Annotated in this window: 24 protein-coding genes and 2 pseudogenes; 3 read left to right on the top strand and 23 right to left on the bottom strand. The window is 60.7% G+C overall.

All coding sequences use genetic code 11. The annotated features are described in order from the left end of the window. Positions 1 to 4: 4 nt before the first annotated feature. From JVX98_RS10480 to JVX98_RS10405, 17 genes and pseudogenes are all read right to left on the bottom strand, one after another. Positions 5 to 451 (bottom strand): GNAT family N-acetyltransferase, encoded by a 447-nt coding sequence (locus JVX98_RS10480; RefSeq protein WP_205238546.1) that lies wholly within the window; start codon positions 449 to 451, stop codon positions 5 to 7. Beyond that, complete coding sequence (locus JVX98_RS10475) at positions 448 to 2,064, bottom strand: hypothetical protein (RefSeq protein ID WP_205238545.1); 1,617 nt, start codon at positions 2,062 to 2,064, stop codon at positions 448 to 450. Before JVX98_RS10475 ends, JVX98_RS10480 begins: the two co-directional genes overlap by 4 nt. Next, positions 2,061 to 2,663 (bottom strand): hypothetical protein, encoded by a 603-nt coding sequence (locus tag JVX98_RS10470; protein ID WP_205238544.1) that lies wholly within the window; start codon positions 2,661 to 2,663, stop codon positions 2,061 to 2,063. Before JVX98_RS10470 ends, JVX98_RS10475 begins: the two co-directional genes overlap by 4 nt. Continuing rightward, positions 2,660 to 3,259, bottom strand: a complete 600-nt coding sequence (locus tag JVX98_RS10465) for a hypothetical protein (RefSeq protein ID WP_205238543.1) — start codon at positions 3,257 to 3,259, stop codon at positions 2,660 to 2,662. The genes JVX98_RS10470 and JVX98_RS10465 overlap by 4 nt, the downstream gene beginning before the upstream one ends. Further along, a complete protein-coding gene (locus JVX98_RS10460) occupies positions 3,256 to 3,579 on the bottom strand; it encodes a hypothetical protein (protein ID WP_205238542.1) in 324 nt (107 codons plus the stop codon). The genes JVX98_RS10465 and JVX98_RS10460 overlap by 4 nt, the downstream gene beginning before the upstream one ends. Before the next feature lie 3 nt (positions 3,580 to 3,582). Then, entirely contained in the window at positions 3,583 to 3,750 is a 168-nt protein-coding gene (locus JVX98_RS10455; RefSeq protein WP_192446467.1) for a hypothetical protein, read from the bottom strand. Positions 3,751 to 4,062: 312 nt separating this feature from the next. Continuing rightward, positions 4,063 to 5,247 (bottom strand): hypothetical protein, encoded by a 1,185-nt coding sequence (locus JVX98_RS10450; protein WP_205238541.1) that lies wholly within the window; start codon positions 5,245 to 5,247, stop codon positions 4,063 to 4,065. Between the two features lie 16 nt (positions 5,248 to 5,263). Further along, positions 5,264 to 5,881, bottom strand: coding sequence for a hypothetical protein (locus tag JVX98_RS10445; protein WP_192446469.1), 618 nt, complete (start codon positions 5,879 to 5,881; stop codon positions 5,264 to 5,266). Between the two features lie 162 nt (positions 5,882 to 6,043). Continuing rightward, positions 6,044 to 7,225, bottom strand: coding sequence for a hypothetical protein (locus JVX98_RS10440; protein WP_192446470.1), 1,182 nt, complete (start codon positions 7,223 to 7,225; stop codon positions 6,044 to 6,046). 278 nt (positions 7,226 to 7,503) lie between these two features. After that, positions 7,504 to 7,964, bottom strand: a pseudogene (locus JVX98_RS10435) (DUF5309 family protein); the annotation flags it as partial. Between the two features lie 143 nt (positions 7,965 to 8,107). Continuing rightward, a complete protein-coding gene (locus tag JVX98_RS10430; RefSeq protein ID WP_205238540.1) occupies positions 8,108 to 8,506 on the bottom strand; it encodes a hypothetical protein in 399 nt (132 codons plus the stop codon). A 210-nt stretch (positions 8,507 to 8,716) separates the two neighbouring features. Further along, positions 8,717 to 8,830 (bottom strand): annotated as a pseudogene (locus JVX98_RS32665) (head protein); the annotation flags it as partial. A 3-nt stretch (positions 8,831 to 8,833) separates the two neighbouring features. After that, the gene (locus JVX98_RS10425) at positions 8,834 to 9,949 is read right to left on the bottom strand and encodes a hypothetical protein (RefSeq protein WP_205238539.1); all 1,116 of its coding nucleotides are present in this window, start codon (positions 9,947 to 9,949) and stop codon (positions 8,834 to 8,836) included. 195 nt (positions 9,950 to 10,144) lie between these two features. Then, the gene (locus tag JVX98_RS10420; RefSeq protein ID WP_205238538.1) at positions 10,145 to 10,942 is read right to left on the bottom strand and encodes a phage tail tip lysozyme; all 798 of its coding nucleotides are present in this window, start codon (positions 10,940 to 10,942) and stop codon (positions 10,145 to 10,147) included. 154 nt (positions 10,943 to 11,096) lie between these two features. Next, positions 11,097 to 12,092, bottom strand: coding sequence for a DUF5309 domain-containing protein (locus JVX98_RS10415; protein WP_113540540.1), 996 nt, complete (start codon positions 12,090 to 12,092; stop codon positions 11,097 to 11,099). Positions 12,093 to 12,278: 186 nt separating this feature from the next. Then, entirely contained in the window at positions 12,279 to 13,232 is a 954-nt protein-coding gene (locus tag JVX98_RS10410) for a hypothetical protein (RefSeq protein WP_205238537.1), read from the bottom strand. A 79-nt stretch (positions 13,233 to 13,311) separates the two neighbouring features. After that, on the bottom strand, positions 13,312 to 13,548 hold the full coding sequence (locus JVX98_RS10405) for a hypothetical protein (RefSeq protein WP_205238536.1): 237 nt from the start codon (positions 13,546 to 13,548) through the stop codon (positions 13,312 to 13,314). 284 nt (positions 13,549 to 13,832) lie between these two features. Here JVX98_RS10405 and JVX98_RS10400 point away from each other — a divergent pair, with 284 nt between their 5' ends. The 3 genes from JVX98_RS10400 (at position 13,833) to JVX98_RS10390 (ending at position 14,975) form a co-directional block, all read left to right on the top strand. Next, positions 13,833 to 14,225, top strand: coding sequence for a hypothetical protein (locus JVX98_RS10400; RefSeq protein ID WP_205238535.1), 393 nt, complete (start codon positions 13,833 to 13,835; stop codon positions 14,223 to 14,225). Positions 14,226 to 14,358: 133 nt separating this feature from the next. Beyond that, complete coding sequence (locus JVX98_RS10395; protein ID WP_192446478.1) at positions 14,359 to 14,682, top strand: hypothetical protein; 324 nt, start codon at positions 14,359 to 14,361, stop codon at positions 14,680 to 14,682. Next, positions 14,679 to 14,975 (top strand): hypothetical protein, encoded by a 297-nt coding sequence (locus JVX98_RS10390; protein WP_205238534.1) that lies wholly within the window; start codon positions 14,679 to 14,681, stop codon positions 14,973 to 14,975. Before JVX98_RS10395 ends, JVX98_RS10390 begins: the two co-directional genes overlap by 4 nt. Before the next feature lie 24 nt (positions 14,976 to 14,999). Here the strand turns inward: JVX98_RS10390 and JVX98_RS10385 are convergent, their stop codons facing one another. The 6 genes from JVX98_RS10385 to JVX98_RS10360 all read right to left on the bottom strand — a co-directional run bounded on the left by JVX98_RS10385 (position 15,000) and on the right by JVX98_RS10360 (position 19,944). Further along, positions 15,000 to 15,371, bottom strand: coding sequence for a hypothetical protein (locus tag JVX98_RS10385; RefSeq protein WP_205238533.1), 372 nt, complete (start codon positions 15,369 to 15,371; stop codon positions 15,000 to 15,002). 661 nt (positions 15,372 to 16,032) lie between these two features. Then, positions 16,033 to 16,314, bottom strand: coding sequence for a hypothetical protein (locus tag JVX98_RS10380; RefSeq protein WP_192446481.1), 282 nt, complete (start codon positions 16,312 to 16,314; stop codon positions 16,033 to 16,035). Between the two features lie 115 nt (positions 16,315 to 16,429). Further along, a complete protein-coding gene (locus tag JVX98_RS10375; RefSeq protein ID WP_205238532.1) occupies positions 16,430 to 17,584 on the bottom strand; it encodes an amidohydrolase in 1,155 nt (384 codons plus the stop codon). A gap of 316 nt (positions 17,585 to 17,900) precedes the next feature. After that, positions 17,901 to 18,152 carry a hypothetical protein gene (locus tag JVX98_RS10370; protein ID WP_205238531.1) on the bottom strand — a complete coding sequence of 84 codons (252 nt, stop codon included), beginning with the start codon at positions 18,150 to 18,152 and terminating at the stop codon, positions 17,901 to 17,903. A gap of 414 nt (positions 18,153 to 18,566) precedes the next feature. After that, positions 18,567 to 19,175 carry a hypothetical protein gene (locus tag JVX98_RS10365; RefSeq protein ID WP_205238530.1) on the bottom strand — a complete coding sequence of 203 codons (609 nt, stop codon included), beginning with the start codon at positions 19,173 to 19,175 and terminating at the stop codon, positions 18,567 to 18,569. Between the two features lie 355 nt (positions 19,176 to 19,530). After that, complete coding sequence (locus tag JVX98_RS10360) at positions 19,531 to 19,944, bottom strand: hypothetical protein (protein WP_192446485.1); 414 nt, start codon at positions 19,942 to 19,944, stop codon at positions 19,531 to 19,533. Positions 19,945 to 19,964: the final 20 nt, after the last annotated feature.

The following is a 19,964-nucleotide window of genomic DNA, read 5'->3' as shown; positions in this document are numbered from 1 at the left end:
GTGCCTACCTCTGGTTCGCGGGATGGGCCCGCCAGTCGTTGTCCGTGAGTGTGAAGATGATTTCCGCTTCCGCGCGCCCGCGAAGGCGCGGAATTCGATGCGGCGAAAAACCGAAGCGTTCGGCGATCGCGATCATGCCGGCATTGCGCTCAGAGACCCTGAGAACCACCATCTGGCAGCCGATCTCATCGAAGGGGTAGCCGAACATCGCCCGGAGCACCGGGCGTGTCAGCCAGCGCTTGCTGGTCGAGGCCGCCGAAAGCTCGATGACGCCCGCCTCCGGCGCATAGTTGTGAAACACCACGCCGGCGACCAGCGCATCGTTTTCGCGCACGCCCATGGTGGTGAAATTGGCAAAGCCGCGCTCGCAGCCAGCAATGTGGCTGGCGACGAAATCGGCGATCGTCCGGTTCGCCTCGGTGTTAGCGGCGCCACCCCAGGCGATCCTCATGCGCTCGCCTCCCCGGCTTGCACCTGCAATGTGGCAAGGTCCACTTCGAGATCGAGCCTCACCTCACCGCCCGAAGTGACGGCGCAGCCAACCGCCAGCATGTCGCCCGCCGCCCGCACATTCTGGCGAAAGCTGTAGCGAAGCTGCTGCGTCAGAGCATCCCACACCGCCCTGTCCCATAGGCCGACATCCCATTCCGATGCAGCCGCATCGCCGATCGTGACCTGGTCGGATGGCGGGATCGTCCTGTCGAAATCGGCACGGGCAAAGAGCCGCACCTTCGGCTTGCTCTTCGCTCGAAAGAACATGTGGGCGAGCGTGGCCCGCGCCCGCTGTCCAAATTGCGTCGCCGGCGTAAACTGCGAGAGATAGGCGGCGGTAAAGGCAAGCCCGTCATCGGTCCCGGTGGTGTCGCCCTGCCAGCAAAAGCCACCGGTCGAGCCGAAGAACAGCCCGCCCTGCAGGGTCTCGTAACAGCTTGCCTCCCAGTTGCTGATCGTCGACCATCGACCGCTCAGCACGTTGAGCACAAAAGTCGTGTCGACAATGACGCTGTTGGCCGGAAAGGCGATGAAGACGAGGTTCTGCTCCGGCCACTGTTTCACCACCCAGCCCGCGCCGGTCGCATTCGCCGCCCGCCGCCAGTCGTCTTCGATCGGCCGCGAAATCGAAACCTGGCTCAACGCCTGGCGATCACGCTGAAACACCTGGGAGATCGGCGTCAACCCGTCACTGGTGGCGATCAAGATATCGCCGCCGGCGCGGATCCAGGCGTTTTTGCCAAGCGGCCGGCCGATCTGATAGACACCCTTCAGTGCAAAGCTGTTGGCGTCGCCGGGGTCAGATCCGGCATAGACAGCAACCTCTCCCTCAGTCGAGACGAAAACGCAGAGATCGGAAAGCCCGTCGCCGCTTTCGAGCGACCAGGAAAAACCCGTGAGCAGCGAGCCGCCTTTTTTCATCACCCCGCCGAGTGGAAACAGCTTGGCTGCGCCGCCGACCAAATTGACCGGCAGATAGTAGGCGTCGAGCGTGGCGTTCTTCAGGACGAACTGCCGGTTCTTGAACAGCCATCCGTAGTTCAGCTGCGCCATCGTCGTTTCGTCGGTAAAGGTGATCTCCGGCGCTGTCGTCCAGGTGCTGCCGTTGTACACCCGCCGCGGATCGGCGCCGTTGAGGCAGACGAGAAACGAACCGCCTGCATTGGTGTGCTGGAAGGTGCACCAGTCGCCACCGGAAAGCCCCGCGACAGCGGCGGCCGTCGCGGCCGGGGGTGCGGCTGGCGATGTCATGTCGTAGATCGCCGTATCCGTCGCCATGAACAGCTTTTCGAACGAACCGTACTTGTATTTGAAGGCACTGCGGATCGTGCCGCCATCTGCCGCGCGTCCACGTTTCTGCGAGCCGCCGCGAATGCGGCAACCAACGAGCGTCGGGAGAAAATTACGAAGGACGGTCGCCGAGCCGGGCTGTTGCGAGGCCATGTCGGCTGTCGTCACCAGACCGCTCCTCGGCGCCGGAAAGGTAATGGGTTGCGAGGTCTGAGCCCTGCCGACGCTGACGGCGCCACGATTGCTCTGCCCGATTCTTCCGGGCTTCAGTTCAACCTTCATGAGACCCCCCGGTCGGCATTGATTTCCTGAAGAAGATCGGCTTCGAATTCGGCGAGGCTGTCGTCGAAGGGCAGCCCCTTCTGCCGTTTCCATCGCCAGAGAATACCCTTGGCGAGCAGACGCTCCGGAAACAGTGTCCGATCGTCATCCGCGGTCAGCGTGTCGCGTTCTTCATAGGGATCACCAAGCACCCAGTTCCTGGAAACGTAGTCGATGACGGCGCCCACGCCCGCCGACGCCGGCGAAAACAGCAGCTGGTTGCCACGCAGAAAGAAAAACGGCTGCGCCGACCCTTGTGCCGTGATGACGGCCCATTGCGAACCGTTGGTGATCGGCCGGAAGCTTTCGCCGGATCCGGCCCGGACGGCGCCGCCCGGTGTCAGCCGTTGGTAGTCCGCTGGCAACGTCATCGGCGAAATGATCGCCGCCTGCTGCTTCAACAGGCGCCGCCAGTCGCCGCGACGGGAAATCTCCTCGCCGCTTTCCTGTGCCAGCGCCACCATGGTCTGTGCATTCGGATCGATCGAGCCGTAAATGCTGTCGAAGCGGTCGAGCGCGACGATGTCGCAGACCTCGTTGATTGCGGAAAGCAAAGTCATGGGGTCATGCCTCCAACGGTCATTTGGGCATCGCCCCATCGGGCACGTTCGTCGGCTACGCCGAGACCACCAAGCGCCGCCATCTTCAGTTGCTGCGCGGCCCCGGCCTTGCCGGCATCGCGCTCCCAGATGGCGATCTCCTCGACGAGCCCATAGAGATAGACATCCGGCGCCTTCTGCAGCAGCCAGTTGGTCGGGCTTGCGGCTGAAAGCGACGGGATTCGGGCGTAGTGGATCATCGTCAGGCCGTAATTGCCGGGCGGAAAAGCTCTGATCCGATTGCCGACAACCGCATAACCGAGCGGCGCGCCGGCGCCGGCAGAGCTGTTCCCGGCAAGCTGCTGCAATGCCATGGCGCGGATCGGCCGGCCGCTTGCGGTTAGAACCTGCCGCGCCTCGAGATAGTCCGCAGGCAGCGGCGCATCGCCCTCGACGACAGAGAGCGCTGTCGTCGCTTCCATCTCGCTGACACGCAGCATCCGGTTGAGCTTCAATTCAGCAAGACCGACGAACCGGGGAAACAGATGGGCGATGTCGTTGCGCCCGCTGTATTCACCCGCGTCGACCAGCAATGCGGCGTAATCGGCAATGCTCATAGCCTGCCCTCCTTGGTGCGCCAGGCCCGGTTGTCGCCATCATTGAGAAAACGTTTGACGAAGCGATCGTCGCCTTCCGAATGCGCCTGCACCAGACCGGACGCATGCGCGACGTTGAGCGGAACCGAGGCAACGCGATGCCAGTCGCCGCGCCAGGCTTTTTCGGCGTTGTGGCGCACCGCCTGGTTCTCGCTCAGAAGATTGTCGACGGGATAGTCGACGCGATAGACATCCTTCTCCCCGTCGAAATGGTGCCAGACCGAGCGGCCAGTCATCCTGTCATGATCGTAGAGCGTCCAGGCTCCATCGCGGATCACCATGGCTCACTCCCCCGGCAGCGGATCGGCGCGCTCGGCCTTGCCGGCTGAAATCAACGCTTTGGCCTCATCGAGGCTGACGGGAACAACAGCACCGGCGGGCGTACGTTCGTCGTCCCGGAACCAAACGTCGTAAACGAGCCGGACGGGTACGGGTTTCTTTGCTTCGGACATCGATGTCTCCATAAAAAAGAGGCAGCTCCGAAGAGCCGCCTTGGCAAGAATTGTGCATATCAGGAGAGGGCAGCCGCCAACTCGGTGGCGCCGCCAGATCCACGAACACTAAGGGTTCATTGGTGCTTCGGCCGCATGGGGCCAGGCTGTGTCGGTCACAGCTGATGCGAAAGCTGCCGCTCGCATGTGCGTTCTCGCTCAAGGGAAGAGAACCGCGCCGATCGACGGTGCCGGCCGGCATGGTGACCCGTCGCAAACTGGAGCATGTGGGCGAACAGCGGGACAGTTACACCCCGACCTTAAGCTCTGTTCTCACTGCCTGAACAGGTCTTCGGGATCGGGAAAGACCGTCATATCGCCCATCATGTCGGCCGTTGCGCCACAAAGCACATTGCTGAGCAGGGGCATGTTCGACCGTTCCACCTTGAAGACGCGATAGGAGAGTTCCTCCGCCGCGGCGCCTTCCGCCTTCGCGCGAGCGCGCGTCTCCAGCGCCCATTCGCCCCAACCTGTGCGCTGCGCCTGGCCGAGAATCTCGGCGCGTGTCGAGAGCCAATGGACGGCAAGCCGCGCATCTTCCTGCGCACGGAACCCCCACCAGAAGGCGACAGGCTTGCCGTCGCTCGTGTGCAGCATCTGGGTGTACCCGGCCAGATCCAGCCCGTAAGCTCTGATCGGCTCGGCAAAGGTCACGGTACTTCCCGATACCTCGCCCGTCCGACCATCCGGCGCGGTCACCGAAAGCGGCTCGATCTTCACCCGTCCAAAACGGGCCTTGGCCTGCCCGAGCACCGCAAAAAACTGTGCATCGCAGCGGGAGAACGCCTCAAGCACATCCTCCTCGTTCACCGTATTCGGCAAGACGAAGAGGCTCGTAGTGGGCGGAAGCCGCTTCCGGCCGGTCCTGTCGTCGGTCTTCAGCTCCGGCATCATGTCTTCGCTCGCGCTGCACAGGACCAGGCTACGGTCAGGCCGGTCATCCTGGAGAACAAACAGGCTCCGATAGCCTTCCCCGGCTCGTGTCCCGGACTTTGGCTCGGAAGAGCCAGGCTCGAGGCGCAGCTCAAAACCACGTACGCCGTTCTCAAACCGAGCGCCGGAAAGGCGCGCCTCGATCATCTTGGCGACATCAGCCGCTTTCCGGTTCGCGACGAATCCCCAGGTCAGGCCAGGGCCGCCCGCAGCCTCGGTATGTCGCTGCATGTAGCCCGTGAGAGGCACGCCATCGACATTTACCTGGGCGGAAAAGGTTACGCCGCGCAGGTCCTGCCAGACAGGGCCTACATAATCCTCATGCACTCGGAACTCCTTCGCCGGAAAGTCCATGTGAGCGCCGGCCAGGAGATTGAAGAATTCGACCTTGCAGGTCAGAAAGGCATCGAACACCTCCTCGACCTTCGCGCGCTGAGCCTCTGCGGCAGCGGGTGCGGACCCGATCAAGGTACAGAGCGTCAGAATGCGTATGAAACTGACAAAGCTGAAGACCTGCGCTTTCACTTTCCGCTCCTGGAGCCTATTGCCTGAACAGATCTGCGGCATCGGGCAGCGTCTTTAAGCCATCCATCAGGTCTGACGTGACGATGCACAAGACGAGAGATTCATTCGGATTTTCCGTCGCATTGATCATCATCGTCCGCGCCGATGCCGTGCCCCCCGGGACATTTCCCTCTTCGATCACGCGGAAGATCATGTTCTCCTGAACGATGAACTCTGCCGTCGGCTCCCGACCACGAATGGCGTCGATGAGGTCTCTCGGCGCTCGGTCGGTGACGAACCCCCACCACCAGGCCTCCGGTTCACCGCTGGCTTTCATCTGTGTGTACTTCAGAAGACGAATTCCATTGATGTCGACCGGTGCGGCAAAGCTTACCCTGGCCGTTTCCATCATACCCTCGACAGCAAGATCGGGCGCGGGTGAAACGACCTCGCTTGCGCCGAATGCTGCCCTCTCGGTCCGCAGCACGGCGAAGAACTCCGGCTTGCAGCCCAGGAAGGCGTCGAAAGCCTTCTGCGCGCCAAGACCCTCACCGCTCGCCAGTGCCGGCATCGCATGCGCCATGGCGCCAGCCATGGCCAGACCGATTGCGAAACAACGAATTAACATCAGCCAGTACCCCCATGCACCGTTCAAAACCGCTCCGCGGCGCCATGAAAAGAATTTTGCCCACACAGCGTTTCCCGTTTTGCTTGTAGAACATTACAAGAACACGCGCAAGAGACACGCCGGCTTCGCATGAATCTTCAAACAGGGGCGTAACGCGACGCAAACACGGCCGCAACGCCTTTGACGAAATCACTCAAACCAATTCCGCACCGCGTCGAAAAGGCTACCTCGAGTCGGCATCCTGTCCTGCCAATATCGTTGGAGACCTGAAACTGGCGGCGCTGTCATAGATGGCGCCCGTCTGGTCGGCCACATTTGCAGCGCGTCTCGCTTGTCATGAAGGCGTTCCAAAGAAGGCGGCGGCGCCTTTCGTTCCAACGCCTGCCGTTCCTTGGGAGTATCGAAGCCGCGGTAGGGAGCCAGTTCACCGCGCGCCGTGGAAACGGCTGCGCGTCCATCGTAGGTAAATTCCGGATTTGGTCTCTCCGGCCCTTGCCAGGCGCCTCGCAGGACGACCGGTCCTCTCATCGAAGGCGTTTTTACCAGTTCGTCCTCGGGAATGTAAGGCACAACATTTTCGCCCTGGATGCGCCCCACGTTCATCGCATTCTTGATCCCATCGACGTTGTTCAGATGCTGCTCGCCGCCATCCCCGTACGGGTTGAAGTTAAACTGCCGCCCCTCCGCCTTTGCTTTGGCTTTGCTTGCGGCAATGTTCCTTGAGAGGCTGTCCGGTCTCATCTTGTAGTACATGACGCGCAGTGCATCCTGCTCGTCGGGAGATAGGCGGTTCCAGGCCGCCTCGTCCTCGCTGGCAAAATAGCGATCGGCGTTACGTATTTTCAATCCGGCGATCGCGACGCTCGCCTCTGGCTTTTCGTTGTCGAGCAAATCGTCACGTAATCGATCATAATGTCCAACGTAGCGCTTTAAGCGGAGCGGGTCATCGTCGGGATTTTCCGTTGAGTAATCCTGCAAGAGATCGATAGCGGTATTAAGGTCGATGTTTCCGGGGCCAACATCAATTTCACTGGGACTGTAGGTGTGACTAAATTTGTCCCAGAACTTGCCGGCTTCACCTTCCGGAAGGGGCAGATCTTTCGTTCGAAGGTAGCTCTCCTCGAGCGCTTCATGGTCAACGCCACCAAAGTAATTTCTCTTGGCGAAGACATCCCCTAGCCACTGCACGGGCGCTCCAGACCAGCTCGCGAGCAAGCTGTTGTTGTGGCGGGTGTCGTACTCGTTCGCAAGTGCGCCTGAAACCGCCCTCGGAGATACACCCAGTATCTTTGTTACATGGTCCGCGACGCGCGCGTTGCGGGCGATGAAATCCAGCGACTCCGGCTGAAACTTTGAAGTCGGCTCGGCCATCAGGGGCTCCTCCGTTAGATGTTTCGATTACGTTCGGACCGAAGTCCGCCGTTTGACGTTTCTGCCCGGCCCGCGCCGAGTATCTGCAAGCTGAAGGTTCTGGCTCGCAGGGTCATGACCTGCGCGAATGGGCTCTCGTCACCGGAGAACATTTAGCGGACGTACGCAGCTGCCTCGATCAATCGCAGGCGTCCACCGCCACCACTGGGGCAGCGCTCTATGTGCCACTTGCGGGGCCACGGGAGCGCCGTCGAACAAGAGCGGCTCCTTGAAGCCACTCACGCTGCCAACACTGCGGCCGGGATCACGCCTGCGAGGGAGAGTGTCCTCCAATCAGCGTGCAGCATTAAGCCGAACAGGCCCGCCGCAACGCCGAGGCCCTTTTCGTTGCGCACCTTCAGCGTGCCCTCGCCGATGATCACGCCCTTGTCGACGTCGCCAGTCTTGGCCACCGCCTTGTCCTCCTGGATGCCGCGCAGCCAGAGGAAGGAGGCGTTGCGCGCGAGCTTGGCACTGCCCGCCTGCACCCGGTTCGGGTGGATCATCACAGTGCCGAACGGGCCCTCATAGTAGTCGGCAGTCGCCACGATCGTGTTGCGCTCGCCGCCTTGCGAAACAGCGTAGCGGAACGGCGCCACGTTGGCGTCGGACATGAAGGTGACGAAGACCGATTTCACTTGAAGCGAGAAACCGAGACGTGGCGGAAGTTGGCGCCGTTCTGGTAGCCCGTCTGCATCACCCAGCGACGAGATCCTGAATCTCGCGTCCTCGGACGAGAAACCAGTCAAAGATCCGCGCCCACCATCGGCCCTTGGTGTCCCATTCCTCGGAAAACGGGTTGACGACATCCGGCAGCGCCCAGATGTTGTCGAGGTTCGCTCGCTACACAGAGCAGTGCAAATCGGCGCCGGTTTCCCCGGCCGGCAGCGGCTTGGAAACATAGAAGTTTTTCTGGGTTTGCACCGGGAACTTTAACGCCCTCAGCGACTCATCGCTGCCTTCAAAGCCTTCGGGAAAATGGTCCCGAAGGGCGAGCACAGTGCCCGCAGGCGTTTCATCAACCTGAAACCCCCATTCAAAAGAGGTCGGCCGCGGGCCATAGCAAAAGCCTGTCTGCTGCCGGTAGCCGGTAAGGCGAAGGCCAAGCACCTCCACTGGCGGATCCAACTTAACAATGTCGATGCGCTGATTCTCTGGAAAGATTGTCCTGACTTCCCGAGAGCGAAAGGCCGCCCGCTCGCGGCTCAACACCTGGAAGAAATTGGTGTCGCAGGCAAGCAAGGCTTCAACGGCTCGCTCTGCTCAAGCGGCGGCCGGTGACGCAAAACCCGTAAACCACAGGACAACCAAAGCCGTCACCATCACTTGAAGCAACGTTTCCTCCCACCGACGCCGAGCGCCCTTCGCTACAATCCAAGCTGTATTGCACAGCGCCTCAACAATGCCGACTGCGTGTTTGCAGACCGAAATCGCACGCATTAGTCGTAGAACCGGCCTTTCATAGTAGCCGGCGGCGGCCACGATGGTGTTGCGCTCACCGCCTTGCGAGACGGCGTAGCGGAGCGGCGCCACGTTGGCGTGGGGCATGCAGGTGACGAAGATCGAACCTTAAGGCACTACGTTGAAAAGCCTGTGGGGATCGGACATTTCGCCTGCAGCATCGTCCAAGGCATCGCGGCGAGAGCAGGAAAGAACGCTACCGTCCGGCTTATCGTCGGCAACGGCGAAAGTCTTTGCGGGTGCATATCCACCGTTCTCCTCCTCGTTCAGGTTGACGATCCATTGGCCGTCGACGTTCACACTTTCTGTCCTGCCTTCTATGACAAATGCCACCACACGTGGGCTCTCCTCTACGTGAAGGCTCCATGTGGTCGTCCCTTTGCGCGCCCGTTGGCCGATACGCCGCTCGTAGCCTTTAAGCCGCATGCCCCAAGCGTGAACGATCCAGGGGAAATCTACGCGCACAACCGTTCCTCCAGATCCTGGCGTGTTGTCTCTGACCTTCCGGGTGGTCGCCTTGACGGGGCCGAAGGCAGCTTTCTCGACCTTCAGCGCCTCGAAGAAATCATCGCTGCAAGCGAGAAACGCCTTCATGAGCCGATCCTGATCGACCAGCGGTGGACCGCCGATCTGCGGCGGCCCGAAAAGCTCCATCGGCACCGGCATGGAAATGCGACGGGCGTCATCCGTCCGCATCTCGCAGAAAACAAGAGCCTGGCGAGCGCCTGTCCGATAGTCGGCTTCGATCCGCAGACCACTCACAGAGAATGGCTCGGCCAGCGACTGATCGAGCCATGTCTCCAATCCCTCTTCCTGCTCGTAGCGTGTTCCAAGCCGCGCATTGATGAGTTGCGCTACCGCTTCCGGAGCCTCCGCCACCCCAAAGCCCCATTCAGTTAGGCTCGGCTGTGCGCTTTCCACGAACCGATCCTGATCGTAACGCAGCAACGTGAAAGGTCCGACCTTAAGCGGCCGGCCAAAGGTCACGCGTTCATAGGTGAGCTTGCCTCGATCCGGGTGAAGCGCCGTCGTACCCGTATCATCGAACACCTCGATCTTCACAGGCCCAAATGCTGCGCGCTCGCTCTTCAGCACGTCAAAGAACGTCGGCTTGCAGCTCAGGAATGCTTCAAGTATCCGCTCCGCCTCGGGCGAGGCCGCGACGGGTGACGTAAAGCCGATTGCGGTGAAAACAGCCAAAGCCGCCAACAGAGATCTGAACAAGGCCCCTCCTCGGACACTATCTGCATCTCGGTCCGGCAAGCTCTTTCGCTTGGTCCGGTGCGAAGAAACGCCACCTGAAGCAGTGGGACAATCGACAAAATTCAACTTCCGGAAAATAGAACATTTAGCGAACACACGCAAGCTTTCCCATCGCAGGCGTCCACAACCATCAAGGGCAACGCCCGACCGATCGCGTCATGGGCGCGCCCGGGGTATCGGTGTCTTCCAAGGGCGATGATCGTGGGGCACGTCGTTTTCGTGGTCGGGCAGCTTCATCGCGTTTGCAGCCGCATACTGCCGCCTGTCTGCGTGCGCCTTATCCTTGTTCGGAGCGAGAAATTTGTCCGACACGAGTTTCGTTGCCGATTCAAGATCATCAGTCTGATAGAGCGCATTCATGAACTCACCCCAGTTTTCGTCCGTGAGTTCCTTCTCCAGATAACCGTAATTGGCCTCATAAGATTTCGGATCGAGGTCTTCGCTATATTTTTTGAACGCGTCGCGCCTATCCCCGGTCCACTGAGCCCAGCCGGCGCCGCCTCTGTCGCCCACACCGACCTCCTGGTGGTATCGAAACCCGCCACTTTCGTGATCAAGGTTTCCGACGATAGCAGCCGCTTGATATTCACTGAGCTTGAACCTCTGCTGAAGATCACGCTTCAAACGTTCGGCAATGTTGTCCGAGAGCTTGTCGCGAGCACCGGTCGGTTTGAGGCGGTCGGCTGGCAACACTCGATCGTTGTTGTGGAACCTCGTCGTATCCGTCAGCGTACCGCGATAGGGAATCGGCGCCTTGCGAAAATCACCGCTCATAAGTTCGCTCGGCGGCGGATGCTTGAAGCGTGCTTTCTCACCGCGCGGCGCCTCCACTTCGGCAAAAGTCTTGTTGCCCGTCAGTATCGGGTTCTCGTCGAAGTACCCCATCGCCTCTCGAACGGATTGGATTCTGACGGGTAGCCCCATCGAATTCAGCGGTTTGTCCTGCTTGGTCACATTGTACCTCTCATAGCTCGGTTTCGTTTTTACGCGTCCCTTCAATTGCGAGCGTGGCCCGCAAAGGCGCCGACGAACAAGAGCGGCTCCTTGAAGCCGCTCAAGCTGCCAACACCGCGGTCGGGTTCACGCCTGCGAGGGAGAGGTTCTCCGATCAGCTCGCAGCACTCAGCCCAAACAAATCGGCCGCAACGCCCAAGCCCTTTTCGTTGTGCACCTTCAGCGTGCCCTCGCCGATGATCACGCCCTTATCGGCGTCGCCAGTCTTGGCCACCGCCTTGTCCTCCTGGATGCCACGCAGCCAGAGGAAGGAGAGCATGTCGGTGTCGAGGAAGTAGGCGTTGCGCGCGAGCTTGGCGCTGCCCGCCTGCACCCGGTTCGGGTGGATCATCACGGTGCCGAACGGGCCTTCGTAATAGTCGGCGGTCGCCACGATCGTGTTGCGCTCGCCGCCTTGCGAAACAGCGTAGCGGAACGGCGCCACGTTGGCGTCGGACATGAAGGTGACGAACACGCTCTTGACGTAAGGCGAGACCGAGACGTGGCGGAAGTTGGCGCCGTTCTGGTAGCCCGTCTGCATCACCTGGTCGAGGATCGCCTTGGTGAACGGTCGCTGGGTGCCATCGGTCGGCGCCACCGTCAGCCCCGTCGTCGGGTTGTAGCCGCCATTGGCGCCGCCGGCCCCGCGCGAAACGTTGGTGGTCAACCACGTCGGCAGCGAGCCGAACTCGCGGGTGGCGCCGGAGACCGAAGCATTGGTGTCGGCGATCGCATATTCGAGGTCCTTGCGGATCTCCACGCCCTTCTTCAGCTTCTGGTACTTGCGCTTCTGCACGTTGCCGGCTTCGGCCACCACCTCCTGGGTCGCGGAGATGATCCAGTCCTTGCGCAGAATCTGGGTGTAGTTGCCGAGCCTGGTCGGCGCGATGATGGCGCCGAAGGTGTATTCGTCGCCTTCCTGGCGGATGTTTTCGCCGGGAGCGGCCAGTTCATCCGTCTCCCATTCCGGGTGGTGCGTGTTGCACTTGCCCTTTTCGATCAGCGAATAGATCGGCGTATCCTCGGGCGTGATGCGGGAAACGACGTCCGAGAGCTCCTCGCGGTTGCCGACGGCCTGGGAGGTCGTGAAGGTGTTTGCTACGACAGCCATGCTAGTGTCCTTAATTGATTGAGATAGGTCGGCACCGCCCGCGCCGGAAAGGACGCGCGCACTGCCAGATCGATTTTGACAGGAGATTTTCGGCAGAAGGAGACCGCCAACAATCAGCAAAAACAAAGAGATGCATCGGTTTCCGGACTCTGTTTGTGACGCATTTCCAGCAGGACCTCACGCGGATCAGTCGAAGTCGACGCCCATCGCGTCGCGGATCGAGCCGCTTTTTGTGAGCCGCTTCATCGCTTCCCGGCTCCGCCCCGGTGCCTGCCCGGCCTTGCCGGCCGGCCTTGGCCTCGCCACTGGCGCTGCCGCCCTCTGCAGCTTGCTCATCGCCCGTTTCTTGGCCTGCTCGGCCGCGAGGCCGAGACGGGCATAGTGGGCGAGCTTGAACAGGCGATGGTCAGTGACCTCGCGCACCTCGGCTTCGGAAAAGCCGAGTGCTTCGGCCACGTCGAAGGCGCCGGCGAAGAAGGAAAGCCGCCCCTCGCCATCGGCGATCTCGGGAAAGGCTTCGATCAGCTTGGCGTTTTCCGCCTCGAGCTGTTCGTCGCTCGCCGCATCCGCCAGCGCCTCCACGACCGTCGCCGGCGCCTCGGCAATCGAGAGGATCTCGTCGATCCTGTCGAGCCCCGCCTGGTGCAGCGCCCATTGCCGGCGATAGCCGTCCGGGTCGAGGGCGGCCATATGTTCCGGCGGCTCGGGCGGGATCTGGCTGGCGATGAGATTGGCAAAGGCATTGGCCGATTGCGCCACCCGGCTTGCCATGCCTTCAAGCGCCCGCCCGCGATTGGCGATGTCCTGCGTCTTGTGGCGATAGTCGCGGTCCCGCATGTAACCGAGCTTCAACTCGGAAAACGGCACCTCCTCGCCGCCCTTGAGCACGACCAGAAAATCCGCGGCGTCGTTGGCCGCCGCGTCCTCGTCAGGCTCGCTCGGCTCGTCGTCGGAATATTGCGGGTCGTCGTGGCCTTCGCCGCGAATGTCGTCCGCTCCGTACTCGTTCAGCTCTCCCTGCTCCAGGTTGGCCTCGTCGTCTTCGGGCTCCCAGAAATCGAGGTCGGCATCGTCAAGCCCGGTTGCGGGATCAACGGTTTTGCTCCCGCCAAATGGCAGGTTGGCACTATCGTTCGTCATGGCGTGACCTTCTTGAGTAAAAAAGACATTCGCACGCGGTTGCTTCCGCTTAGGAATGCCCAATAAAAGCGCTTGCCCGTCAGGCGGGTGCGCCCTTGCCGTCGGCCTTGGCTTGTTCCGTCAGGAACTTGAGCTTGGCCCGGAAGTTTCGGATGGCGCGGGCCTCGGCGGCATAGGCCGCCCGGCCGGTGTCGTCGGTAAGGCCGGCATGGATGCAGCCGTTGATTGCCGCCCATTCCAGCTCGTTCATGATGTCGTCGAAAAAGCGCACGTCGAGAATGTCGCGCGCAGCCGCCGCCCGTTCCTCTGGTTTCATGCTTTTGACCTCGGTTGGAGAGCCGTCGCTTTCGATCGAAATTTTCGTCGAACGCTGCCTTGATTCTGCTTTTGTTCCGCGCCACCGCTGTGCGAGCTGGAGCAGTTTGCCACTCCAGGTCACATTGCAATAACCAAACGAAGATGCCTTCCCAGCCGTTTCAGCATCAAACGCCTCTGTCCGGATGCCGGTCCCGGCGCAAGTGGTGATCGGAGCGGATGGCCGGCACCAGTCACAGACGTGCGCGTCTATCGAACGAGGAACCCATGAGAAGACGATCGAGCTTGGTATTGTCAGCCCTGCTTCTCGCCGCCGCGATTTCGCCCGCATCGGCGGACGGCCAGTTCGGCAAACCGCGCAACCTCGTCAAGGCCTTCCTGCTCAAGGACGACAAGACCTTCGATCACGCGACGAACTGGTGCGGCAATGAAAGCATCTGCACCCTCACGGTCGGCGATTATGAAATCGGCTTGCGCTTCTTCATGGGCTACGAAAGCTACCGCCTGCGTGTTGCGTCGTCGTGGGATGGCGACAATCCCTGCTGCTTCTTCGCGGATGGAACTTACGAGACCTCCGTCGCAAGCGGCCGCCCTCATGGCGAAGCGCTCTATTACAAGACAGACACCGGCCGCCTGAAACTCGGCACACTCTACATCGCGCTCGAAAGCCTCCATTAGCCAGAACGACCGCCTGCGCGAGGGATTGATTCTGCTTTTGTTCCGCGCTACCGTTATGCGAAGCCGAAGAAGAGATGCCACTTAACCGGGCATAACCGTGAGGCCCTGAAGATTTTTCCAGCAGGAGTTCGCGATGGAAAAGCAAAGCAAGAAGCGATGGTTCGAAATGCTCGCGCTCGATAGCGCCTTCTGGCTGACGATGGACAACATCGGTTGGCTGGTTGCCGAGTTTTTCCTTTATGGAACTACCCGCCTCATTGTTCGCCTTTTCAGCTTCGGCCGGCTTGTCATCGAAGGTTTCTACGACAATCAGCCCGGATTTAGTCGGTTCGGTCTGAAACGTGAGGCGGGTGGACGTCTGTTGATGAGCGCAGACGCCGCAAAGATCGTGGCCCTCTGCTTCTGGGCACTGTGCCTCGCCGCCATCGGCTTTACCGTTAGGGGATTTGGAGCGTGAAAAAAGTAGGCGTTGCATTGGACGCGATCGCCGGGGTCGCCTTCAATATTCTCGATATCATCGTCGTCGGCTTTTTGCTGCACCGCGTGGCACGTTTCATCGTGCCACTGTTCAGCTTCGGTCGGGTACAGGTCGAAGATATCTATGCCTCGGGCAGCGGCTTCAACTGGCTGGGCCTGAAGCGCCAGGAGGACGGACGCTTCCTCCTGAATTCCGACATGAGCATGGTCGCAGCCGCGCTTTTCTGGGTTCTGTGCCTTGTCGCATACCTGACGGTAACCCGCGGGTTTTAGCGAAGAGCGGCTGACGTCGCAGATTTATTCGCGCCACCGGCCTTGTGCCTCTCGCAGCGAGGAGCGGCCAGGGAATAGGTTTTCCCAAAAGCCGCGCCCGGTGGACTCCATTTCACCGGCAGGTTTTTCTGGGGCAGGTGTTTCCGGCAGTCGAGATGTCCGGGACAGTGGAGTCATTCTCGGGGCTCCTTTGAGTTCCTGCGCGTCCTTCCCGTATGCCCCTTCCCAGAATTCAGGATTCTGGCGGTAGATTTCATAGGCATCGTGCCACTCATTGCCAAATTCCTGGGCAATCCTGTCGGCATAGGCCTCGGGCACGTTGAGGGTATCGTTAAACATCGACTTGCCAAGCTTCCTTCCGACCCGCTTCAAGCCCTGATTGATTAGAAAATTCATCGCACTCTCCTTGTCACCTGCGAGCCCCTAAAGGGCCCCAGTGGTTGCGTAAGCTGATGTTGTTTGGTCAGGTTCGATCCCTGGGCCGAGCCGTTGATCCTGGCCCGGCGCTAATTCGGATAGCGATTCTGTAAACTCGCTCAGGTGGTCCAGGCCGGTCACTCTACAGTTTCGACAACTCGCCCTCAGCGTGCAATTGTCAAACGTGCTCACATCGCCGAGGTCATCCGATGTCCGAAAAGTCCAAGACGTTCGAAGTCTTCCGTGCCGCAGTCGGCATCGCGTTTGTGCTGCTGGTTTCAAAATGGATTGATCAAGCTCTTCCGGACTCGTCGTTCTGGGTAAAGGTCGCTGCCGGTCTTGCTGTGGTGGTGCCCCTCGGCCCTGCGCTTGATGCGTGCCTAACGTTTGGGTACAGAACCTGGAGACGTCGATAACAGGTCCGGCCGCTGGAAGAGCGGACTTCGTGCGACATTCGCCAATCGCGCCTCGTTTCGTAGAGGAATAGGCAGGAAACCAGAGCCGGCCTCAAACGTTTGTGGCGCCCTCACGGCTTCGCAAGCATCTCTTGGGCGCTCCGTCGCAATACCGACAGGTAAGCGACTTCCGGGACCCCAACCCGATCCCCTGCGCTCCCGCAAAAAGGCCTAATCGTCGCGCTCTATTTGCTCGCCCGCTTCGTGCATCGGTTCTCTTGGCTGATGCAGGCGATCTCCGCCGTCGAGCATTGGGCAACGCCATTGACGACCGCGCAGTGCGAGCACTGATCGGTGAATTCAAGGCAATCCGGATTGGCCTTGATGAAAGCCTCAAGGCTTGCATTCTCGGTCTGCTGCGGTTCAGGAACGGCATCCACAGCCGGCTTATCCGCCGCATGAGCGGTCGCCAGCCCCGCCATGGCAATTACCAGGCAAAGCGCTACGCGAAAGCTGAAATGCCTCATCTCCTGCTCCCCCGGAAGGCAAATCCGGACGCCGCACAAAACGGCGGTCCGTTGTTAATTGCCAGAGAGTGCCGTCACCGCGGCGATCGTGCAAGCGGCCTTCCGCCGCCTACCCTCACCCCAGTTCGTTGCGGATCGCCCGCATGAACACGCTGGCGCCGATGCCGATCAGATCGTCGGGAAAGTCATAGTCCGAATTGTGCAGCCGTGCGTGGTTTTCGCCGGCCCCCAGAAAGAACATCGCCGATGGCGCCACCCGGCCGAAGAGCCCGAAATCCTCCGACCCCTTCATCGGCAGCACGCCCTCGCCCGTGTCGTGGCTCACGCCCTCCTCGTCCATGGCGCGCTCGAGCGCGGCGACGGCGACCTCCGCGTTGCTGCACTGGTGAAACACGTCCTCATAGCCGATCGTGACCTTCAGCCCCGCAGCGCCCGCCTGTTCGGCAACCAGCGCTTCGGCGCGGGCGACGAGATCGGCCATACGCTCGTCGGTCAGCGTCCGAAGCGTCGCCCAGATCTCGGCATAGCCGGGGCTGATGCCGAAAGCTGCCTCGCCAAGGCGGGCATGGGTCACCGTCACAAGCGTATAATTTTCGTCGAGCGGCCCGTTGTTGCCGAGCGCCGTCAGCCCGGAAAGCAGCGACGCGACAGCAAAGGTCGGTGCGATGCCGTCTTCCGGCGTCGAGGCATGCGCCGTCTTGCCCGAAAGCGAAATCCGCATGCCGCGCGAGGCGCAATTGACCGGCCCTGACCGAAGCGCCGCATGGCCGAAACCGAGGCCCGGAAAATTGTGCAGCGAGAAGGCCAGATCCGGCTTGATCTCGGCAAATTTCGGATCGGCAAGCACGGCTGCCGCCCCGGCACCATTCTCCTCCGCCGGCTGGAACATGAGGATCGCCCGGCCCTTCGCCGGCCGCTCGCGCCCCAATCCCCTGGCAAGCGCCATCAGGATCGTCATGTGTCCGTCGTGGCCACAAAGATGGCCCTTGCCGTTGATCTCCGAGCGATGTGCGATCTCCGAGATCTCCTCGATCGGCAGCCCGTCGAGCTCGGCGCGCACCATGACCGTCGGCCCCGGCTCTCTGGCCTCATAGATCGCCGCTACCCCATGCCCGCCAAGGCCCGTCATGATAGCATCGGGCCTCGTCTCGGCCAGCGCCGCAGCGATCGTCTCCGCCGTCTGCCGCTCCTCGCCAGACACCTCCGGCCGCCGGTGCAGGTCACGCCGAAAGGCAGTGAGCGCCTCGAGTTCACGATCGATCAGAAACATTCACACCCCTCCTATGGAATGCCTGCTCTTAGCAGGTCCTGGAGGGTGCCGCCATTCGCGTCGTCTCGCTTCTCTCTGGCCAAAGAGCCGGAAGCGCCTCCTATAGCACGAAGCCCCGTCTCAACGTTCAACCTGGTCCCGCTTCGCCTGCAAAGCCCGCACCGGCTAAGCATCTTGCCATTGAACTGAATAATGTCCCGAAGCTCGGGATGCTCATTGACATAAGACCGAATGCGCGCGGCCGTTTCCGGCGCCATCGTCTTCATCGTGTTCGGATTGACCATGCGAGCGCCCCAGTCTTCGGCCGGTTCATTTCTCAATTGGCCAGCGCGGATAAATAGTCCCTTTCGCGCACCAGTTTGGCCCGGATCGCCTCGGCATCGTAAAGAAATTCGCCGCCTTCGCCGCCTTCCGGACGATACATGGCAAGCATGCCTACCAAATCCTGGACATAGTCGTTATCCGGGTAGGCATCATCCAGTGCGACCTCAATTTCGTTCGCCAGGAGCATGCTGGGCCGGTCTGCGGCAATGAACGCGTCCAGCATCGCCTCAATAGCCTTGTCCATCAAACTATCGCCTTTTCGGATTGATAACAGTCGCCCCCGGTTGTCCGGCTGCAGTCCGGCAAAGATTCAGCTAGGTGGACGGAGCATTCCAGCTCGGGCATCGCAATCTCGACGTTCGCATTCGGCCTGCCAACACTGATCGACGATACTTTGGTAACGTTCGCAAAGTTCGAGCCAGCTTTTCGCATCCGCCGGGGTGGAGACAGCCGAGTCGGCGGCGTGGCGGTGAGCGCGTATCACTTCGGCTTTGGCTTCGCAAAGGCATTCGAGATCACGCAGTTGCTCCGTAAGAGTGTGCAGGACCGCTGTGTCCTTCGTCCCCCCAGCCGGGTCACCGATTCCGGGTTCCGGATCACGCCTTCCTGCACGATCAATTGCTGGCGACGGGCTGCTGGAGCCAATCCCGACCCTGCCCTATCCTCGCTTATTTTTCGGATTGCGCCAGCGCAGCTCTAACATTCTTACCAGTCGCCTTTCTGCATTCCACCGACGAAGATCGGAGCTATCCGGCTGTCTGCAGCTATCCCCCCCGTCAAGCTCGACCCGTTCGCATTCTGCGCTCCAGCATTCGGTGAGGAACTTTTCAAACCACTGGCATTGTGCAAGCCAGTTGCGCGCCGCCCCCCGGTCGCTCGCATCAGGATCGGTGGCATGCAAGTCCGCCCGCGCCAACTCCGCCTTGATGCGGCAGAGCCAATACTGACCACACGTTGCCTCGTCGAGCTTCATACCGAGACGTAACCACCGGTCCCATCTGGGAGCGTTCCCCTCCCCGATAGCGGGCCTTCGCCCGTATCTCTTGTCACGAAGCCGCAGGTCCGCGTCCCACCATCGTTCCTGTTGCTCAAAAGCGTTGCGCCACGATGCAAAATGCTCGGATTCGGCGTGCCAACGTTCATCACCCTCGGGATCGACCTCTCGAAGTGCCGCACATTGGCGCATGAAGGATTCGATCTGCTCGCTTTTCTCCGGTTGCCAAGCCCACTTTGGCCAAGGATTGAAAGGGCCATCGTCCTCGATCACGACAGTGTCCCTGCGCCGGGGGCGCTCAGCGGTCCAACTCTCACCCTTCACTGAAGGTGCCGGCTTAACCTGCTTCATTCCACGCGCCCTCCGACGACCACCAAGGAAAATACTCCTAGGTTTTCATCGAATGTCAAGTTCCCGCAGGCTGGGCCTCCTGCATCCGCCGCTGGATTTCCTCGGGCGTCGACTTGGTGAAGTAAAGGCGGGCGATTTCAGCCCCGCCGCCGCCACCGTCTTGGCGATGCCGTTTTAGAGGTTGTCTGGCGAGACGTAAGGATTGACTCGAGCGTCGCGATAGTGCCACGCGTCTTGCAAGACGCACAAGGTCTCCTTCGCGCACGGCCTAGCCCATCTACCTTGGTTCTGATCGGTGTTGATCAATCAAGGCAGCCCAGGTTTTCAGCGGGAGTTCGAGGCACAGATAGCTTACCAGGAACACCACATAATGTGGCCCGAACAATGCAATAGCGAAGATGAGTGCGCCCTCGTCGAGGTTGGGGGGCAAATGGCCGGTGCTCAGGTAAACGTAGACCGTGACGCTTGCGAGGTAAAGCGCGAGCAGTCCTGCGACCGTCAACGTGATCAGCAATATCCTCTTAAGGACACCGATGCTCGGGAGATGGATGAAGGAGAAGGCATAGAAGGCAAAAACGAACGCAACCGCCTGAAAACTGAAGAAGCGCGGATAGAAGAACCAGCAGAAAACCGCCGTGACCGTGTACGCCAGAAAAACTCGAACTGCATTCATCGCGGCGTACTGCATCATGCCCTTCCCTCCAACAGCGA

It is taken from the genome of Ensifer sp. PDNC004 (assembly GCF_016919405.1).
Classification (GTDB): domain Bacteria; phylum Pseudomonadota; class Alphaproteobacteria; order Rhizobiales; family Rhizobiaceae; genus Ensifer.
Note: the sequence above shows the minus strand (reverse complement) of the source record. Positions and strands in the feature narration are given on the sequence as shown.